6 protein-coding genes are annotated in these 5,847 nt (G+C 60.3%); 4 read left to right on the plus strand and 2 right to left on the minus strand.

Features of this window, described 5'->3' with window-relative positions; translation table 11 throughout:
• Positions 1 to 104 precede the first annotated feature (104 nt).
• Positions 105 to 959, minus strand: a complete 855-nt coding sequence (locus VOI29_RS22000) for an alpha/beta hydrolase (RefSeq protein ID WP_323783707.1) — start codon at positions 957 to 959, stop codon at positions 105 to 107.
• Positions 960 to 1,096: 137 nt separating this feature from the next.
• Here VOI29_RS22000 and VOI29_RS22005 point away from each other — a divergent pair, with 137 nt between their 5' ends.
• Positions 1,097 to 1,861: a LysR family transcriptional regulator gene (locus tag VOI29_RS22005; protein WP_323783709.1), complete on the plus strand. Its 765-nt coding sequence runs from the start codon at positions 1,097 to 1,099 to the stop codon at positions 1,859 to 1,861.
• Entirely contained in the window at positions 1,861 to 2,073 is a 213-nt protein-coding gene (locus tag VOI29_RS22010) for a hypothetical protein (RefSeq protein ID WP_323783711.1), read from the plus strand. Before VOI29_RS22005 ends, VOI29_RS22010 begins: the two co-directional genes overlap by 1 nt.
• Here VOI29_RS22010 and VOI29_RS22015 read toward each other — a convergent pair.
• Complete coding sequence (locus VOI29_RS22015) at positions 2,066 to 2,515, minus strand: Lrp/AsnC family transcriptional regulator (protein WP_323783713.1); 450 nt, start codon at positions 2,513 to 2,515, stop codon at positions 2,066 to 2,068. The genes VOI29_RS22010 and VOI29_RS22015 overlap by 8 nt on opposite strands.
• Positions 2,516 to 3,084: 569 nt before the next feature.
• On the opposite strand from VOI29_RS22015, the gene VOI29_RS22020 reads away from it, so the two are divergent.
• Both VOI29_RS22020 and VOI29_RS22025 read left to right on the plus strand, forming a co-directional pair.
• The gene (locus tag VOI29_RS22020; RefSeq protein ID WP_323783715.1) at positions 3,085 to 5,343 is read left to right on the plus strand and encodes a methyl-accepting chemotaxis protein; all 2,259 of its coding nucleotides are present in this window, start codon (positions 3,085 to 3,087) and stop codon (positions 5,341 to 5,343) included.
• 188 nt (positions 5,344 to 5,531) lie between these two features.
• Positions 5,532 to 5,847, plus strand: a 316-nt coding sequence (locus VOI29_RS22025) for a helix-turn-helix domain-containing protein (protein ID WP_323783716.1), incomplete at its 3' end; no start/stop codon positions are given.

A 5,847-nucleotide genomic window follows, 5' to 3' on the forward strand; every position in this document is an offset into this window, starting at 1 on the left:
CACTGAACCGATGCTGCCGACACAGGATTACACCGATCACGTCCTACGGATTGCCGGGATTGAAGCGGATGCCCCGCGCGGTTCTTACCCGCACGGGGCATGCTTCAGGCCAGGAAGTTCAGGAGGGTTTCGTCAAACCGCTCTGCTTCTTCCAGTTGCGGGGTGTGCGCGCTCCGCTCAAAAAGAGCAAAGACCGGCTTGCGAGTCTCCGGGGTGATCGGGAGCCAGGTTTCCAGCGGGGCAACCAGATGGTCATGCCGCCCCATACAAATCAGAAGCGGAGTTTGAATCTCCTGCAGCACTGTGACGGGGTCGAAATCGCGAAACACGTCCCCCCACAAACTGTCGAAAACCGGCATATTCACGTGAACACCCCGCCAAAGATCTGAGGCATCAAAACATGGATCAAACCAGCTGCGGGCGGCCAGCCCCAAGCACATCCAGATGAACCTCTTTTCCGGTTCAGCATCGATCTTTGCAGCCATCCGTTCCAGATCCTGTGCCAAACGGTGCTTGCGTTCCGGCGCCGCAAGCATACGCCAGATACGCTCCCCGTATGCCATGTGCTCCGGCGAATGGCTTGGTCCGGTTGCAACAACCACGGTCTTCCGGACCAGATCCGGCCTGCGGCGGGCGAACTCCAATGCCATATAGCCGTGGCCCGAGTGCCCCAGCACATCCAGGCGTGGAAGGCCAAGCGCGCTGCACATCGCAGAGATATCATCGGTAATCGTCTCCAATGTGCAGTCACGCGCCTCGACGCCGCGGCCGGCCGGAGCAAAGCCGCGGTGATCAATGAAGATAAGTTTTCGTTTGCTGCGCAAGCCTGCTGAAAATGTGCGTGGATAGAAGACGTGGCTGCCGATGATCAGCAGCGGTTCTCCTTCCCCCTCGATTGTGTAGCCGAGCGCGTATCCATCCCGATTGATACGCCCGTTGGCGCTGTCAAAGGTTTCCATAGAAATTTATCCGCAAGAGGTGCCCTCTTGCGCTCCGATTGAAGCAGTTGAACGTTCGGCCGGTCCACTGCCGGGCGGCCGGTAATGATCGATCTGCACTCGTTGCTAACGGATAAGTTTCATGGAAATCCCTGCTGTTGTTTCGAGGTGCTCCTAAGGCCAGCCTCCTTACCAGTCAAGCCGCTGAGTTTTCCGGGCCGACAGCCGCCGAAACCGAGCTTAACATCGGCAGATCGTCCATATCGAAATACATCGCCGACCTCGAGCTGCGGTTGGACCTGAAGCTGTGCAACCGCGGCCCGGCGGGGTTCTCGCTGACAGACGGCGGCATCAAAGTGCTGAAATCCGCCAAAGAGCTGCTGACCTCGGTGTCGGATTTCCGTGCCGAAGTGAATGAGATTAAACAGCAGATGGCCAGCACCATCCGGATTGCCCTGTTCGGCCAACGCGCCTCTAATCCCGAAGCTTTTGTACCCGGCGGGATCCGCGCCTTTAACAAGGCCGCGCCTTCGGTGGAGATCGAACTGCCGCTGGAACCGCCCAACGTAATCGAAACCAAGGTGATCGGCGGCCAGCTTGACATCGGGATACTGGTTCTGCACCGGCCGGCGCCCAGCCTGGACTACATGCCGCTCTATCGAGAGAACATGTTTCTCTATTACTGCAAGGAGCATCCGTTCTTCGACTGCGATCAGCAAACCCTGGGTCTGCGGGATGTGCAGGCCATGAAGTATGCAGGCATCCGGGTAAGCTCGCCCAATCTGCATGTGGGCAAAAACTGGGCCTCCGCCGCTCTGCCAAAGTGCAGAACGAGCAGGCGCTGGCGCTTCTCATCTTGTCAGGCAGTTATCTGGGGTTCTTGCCGGACCACCTGGCCGTCGGGTTTGCCGACAGCGGCCTGATGCAGAAAGTACTGCCCAGGAAAGTGTTCTACCGCAGCCAATTCGCCGCCGTCACCCGAAAACGCCCGGCGGTGAACCGTATCACCAAGCTGTTTCTGGATACCCTGGCTGCCGCTCACTCCGGACAGATAACAGAGGCGAAACGCAGCACACAGAATTCCGGAACGAAGCGGCATCGAACAAAATGCGCACCTGATGCATCGCCTAAATGATGTCCAACGACACCTTGACCCGGTCCATCACAACCGAAGAGGTAAAGCGGCTGACATTGGATTCATCAAAGAAATACTCCTGCGTGAACGCCTCGTATTCCTTGATGTCCCCGACGATGACCACAAGAATGAAATCAGCCTCGCCTGTAGTGTAATAGCATTGCTGAACTTGACTGGCCTGGCGCATTCTGCGCTTGAAGGCGTCCAGATGCATCCGGCTTTCGCGCTCCAGAACCACCTGCACGATCACGGTCATCTCGCGCCCCAGCCGGGCCGGTGAAAGGATGGCGATTTCCTTTTCAATTACTCCGGTATCGCGAAGTTTCTTCAGCCGCTTCTGAACCGCCGGCGCCGACAGACCGATCTCATGGCTGATGGCTTCGGCGGTCAGCTGCGCGTTGGACTGTATCAGCCGGAGGATATCGTGGTCTTTTTCATCCATAGCTGATTTTTCCCCTGCATCGGCCGGATTGACAACTTGAATCCGCAAGGCACCGGATGCACAGGGTCATGCGCTCCGCGGCCGCCGCCATCGGAGCCGCGCGGGCTTCAAGTGCTGAAGCCGGTTTCGCCGCCACGCCAGTCCCAGCCATGCCGGGCGCGCAGCACCAGCCGCAGCCGGGGCCGGTGGGCTGCTTTAAACCCCAGCGAATGCGACTCGCGGGAAGTGACTCTGCTCGCTGACGAATCTTAACGCAGGGGGCGCCATCAAGCAGGCGCACCCTATGCAAGATCGCCAAATGTGAATGACTTCCTAACTGACGATTTGCGCCACCCCAACGTGCGCCATTGCAACACTTGCGGCGGCAAACACCAGTGCAATAAGGGCGAATCCGCATATTCCGCCCGATGGAAAGTAAACTCAAATTTGCGGCATAAAATCACCGGGTTTCCGGAAAACTTCATTGGCGGCGGCCTTATGGTACACATTTTTTCAGGACTTTCCTGATTAACACTCCTACAAGCCCCGGCTGCAACCGGTGCGCCGCCGTTAGCAGGAGACCTTCGCCAATGCCCCGGACCACGAAACTGCCGCTCAAGCTGAAACTGCCGCTGATCATGGTGGCGCTGACCGGGGCCTTCCTGGTCACCGTGTCGCTGCTGATTTATTCAATGGCCGAGCGCAGCATCCGGGAAAACGCCTTTGCCGCGCAAAAGATCGAGGCCAAATCCGCTGCCCAGGCGCTGGAATTCCTGATCAAAGCGGCCCGGTCCGATGTCTCCAGCCTGGCCGGCCAGCCCGCGGTGTTCCGCGCCATCGGCAATTTCGAAAGGGTGATCGGCATGGTCGAGGAAGACGACCCCATTGCCTATCTGAAACAGACCTATGCCGCAGAAAACCCGAATCCAGCGCAGCAGCGCGAGGAGCTGACGGACGCGGGCGACGGCAGCTATTACAATCAGTCGCATGTCACCTATCACCCCACTTTCCTGCAAAGCCTGCGCCTGAACGGCTATCAGGACCTGTATCTGATCAGCGCCAAGGGGCAGGTGGTCTACTCGGTGAAAAAGCAGGATGATTTCCTGACCGATGTCGCGCCAGATGCCGGCAACGGACTGGCCCGGGCCTTCCAAGCCGCCCTGCAGGCAGAGGCTGGCACGGTTGTTGCCGCCGACTTTGCCGCCTACAGCCACAGCCCCGATGGCGTTGCTGCCTTCATGGCCGCGCCGGTTTTTTCCAAACGCAAACAAGTGGTCGGTGTCATCGCCGTGCAGCTGGGCACCAAGGGCATCGTCAATGCGCTGACCAGCAATCTGTCGGGCGGCACTCATCAGAACATCTTTGTCGCAAGCAGCGACGGCCTGGCCCGCAGCCCGTCTTCGGTTGAGGGCTTGTTCCCGGTGCTGCAGAAGATGCCGGACACCCCGCAGATCCAGGCCGCCAAGGCGCGCGAAGCCGGCCAGTTCGAGGCGGTTGCCTCCTCGCTCGGCGAACGCGCCATTGCCCTGGTGATGCCGCTGGAGCTGCCCGGCTTTGACTGGTCGCTAGTGCTGGAAACCGACGAGGACAACGCCTTTGCCGTGGTCGAGCGCATCCGGCTTATTGCCGCCGGGCTGATCGGCGCCGCGCTGCTGGCGGCCATCGGGGTGTCCTGGCTGGCCGCGCGCAGCGTCACCCGCCCGATCCATGCCCTGCGCGAGGCCACCAATGCGCTGGCAGACAGCAACTATGACACCGATATCCTGGGCCGCGACCGCGGTGATGAACTGGGCGATCTGGCCCGCAGCCTCGACAGCTTCCGCAGCAAGCTTATCGACGCCGACGCCGCGGCCGCGCGCGAGGTGGAGGCCGCCCGCCACACCGCTGCCGTGGTCGAGAGTATGAGCGCAGCCTTGTCTGAACTGCAGCGCGGCAACCTGACCTGCGACATCCAGGCGCCGTTCGACGGGCATTACGAGACCCTGCGGGAAAACTTCAACCGCAGCCTGGACCGGCTGCGCGGATCTATGGGAGAGGTGGCGGAGGCGGCGGAAAACGTCGGGCGCTTCTCCGAGGAACAGCGCGGCGCGGCCACCGAAATGGCCCATCGCACCGAAAGCCAGGCGGCGACGCTAGAGGAAACCGCCGGCGCCATCCGCGAGCTGACTGGCGGTATCCGCGACACCGCGGCACAAGCGGGCCGGATGGATGAAACCATGCGCGGTGCCCGCAGCGAAGCCGAACAAAGCACCGATGTGGTCACATCTGCGGTCGCCGCGATGGATCAGATCCAGGAAGCCTCGTCGGAGATTTCAAAGATCATCAACATGATTGACGACATTGCCTTCCAGACCAACCTGCTGGCACTTAATGCCGGCGTTGAGGCCGCCCGCGCAGGTCCCGCCGGCGCGGGCTTCGCCGTGGTCGCCTCCGAAGTGCGCGCCCTGGCGCAGCGCGCCTCCAATGCGGCCGGGCAGATTAAGGGTCTGACCTCCGCCAGCGAGGAGCATGTGGCAAATGGTGTTGCCATGGTAGGCCGCGCAGGCGATGCGCTGTCCAGTATCATCGAACAGGTTTCTGCGGTGTCCGGGCTGGTCACCGATATTGCCGACGGCGTGCGCACCCAATCGCGCGGGCTGGAGAAAATCGACGGTGCCATGCATCAGCTGGACAACATGACCCAGCAGAATGCCGCCATGTCCGAGGAGGCCGCGGCCGCCAGCCAACTGCTGCAAAACGAATCGCACAGCCTGACAGATATCATCGGCCGGTTCGATCTGGGCCGCGGCAGCGCAGGCCCCGCCGCCAGCCAAGGGGTCGACAGAGGCCGCCGCCGCATGAGCGCCTGACGCAATAGCTGACTGTCTGAGGCTCCGCTTCCGCCAGTCAGCAGTCAGCCTGCAAATTTGCAGTGCAAATATATAACATAAACTTGATTACACTACATTCAGATGTAGCTGCAATTCTAAAATGTCACCCATGAGCAATTCAGAAGTGTCACTCTCGCCTGCAATGATAACAGGCAGAGAGATCGGGCATGGGATGGGTGATGATGAGCGAGCGCGAGCTGAATCGTGTGGAAATTCTGGCGCAGGTCGATGATGGCCGGCTGACGGTAGACAACGCGGCGAACCTGTTGGATCTGACGCGGCGCCAGGTATTCAGACTGCTGAAGCGATATCGATTGGATGGTGCGGCGGCGGTCCGGCACAAAGCGCGTGGCAAACCGCCGAACAACCGGATTCACAAGGCGAAGCGCGACTATGCCTTGGCGTTGATAAAAGAAAACTATGTGGATTTCGGGCCGACGCTGGCCGCGGAAAAGCTGGCGGAACATCACGGGTTCAAGGTGT

It is taken from the genome of Leisingera sp., assembly GCF_034669605.1.
Lineage (GTDB): Bacteria > Pseudomonadota > Alphaproteobacteria > Rhodobacterales > Rhodobacteraceae > Leisingera.

Excerpts from the sequence above, each read along its gene's own strand:
- VOI29_RS22020 (WP_323783715.1), top strand. The coding sequence starts at position 3,085 with ATGCCCCGGACCACGAAACTGCCGCTCAAGCTGAAACTGCCGCTGATC.
- VOI29_RS22015 (WP_323783713.1), bottom strand. The coding sequence starts at position 2,515 with ATGGATGAAAAAGACCACGATATCCTCCGGCTGATACAGTCCAACGCG.
- VOI29_RS22010 (WP_323783711.1), top strand. The coding sequence starts at position 1,861 with ATGCAGAAAGTACTGCCCAGGAAAGTGTTCTACCGCAGCCAATTCGCC.
- VOI29_RS22000 (WP_323783707.1), bottom strand. The coding sequence starts at position 959 with ATGGAAACCTTTGACAGCGCCAACGGGCGTATCAATCGGGATGGATAC.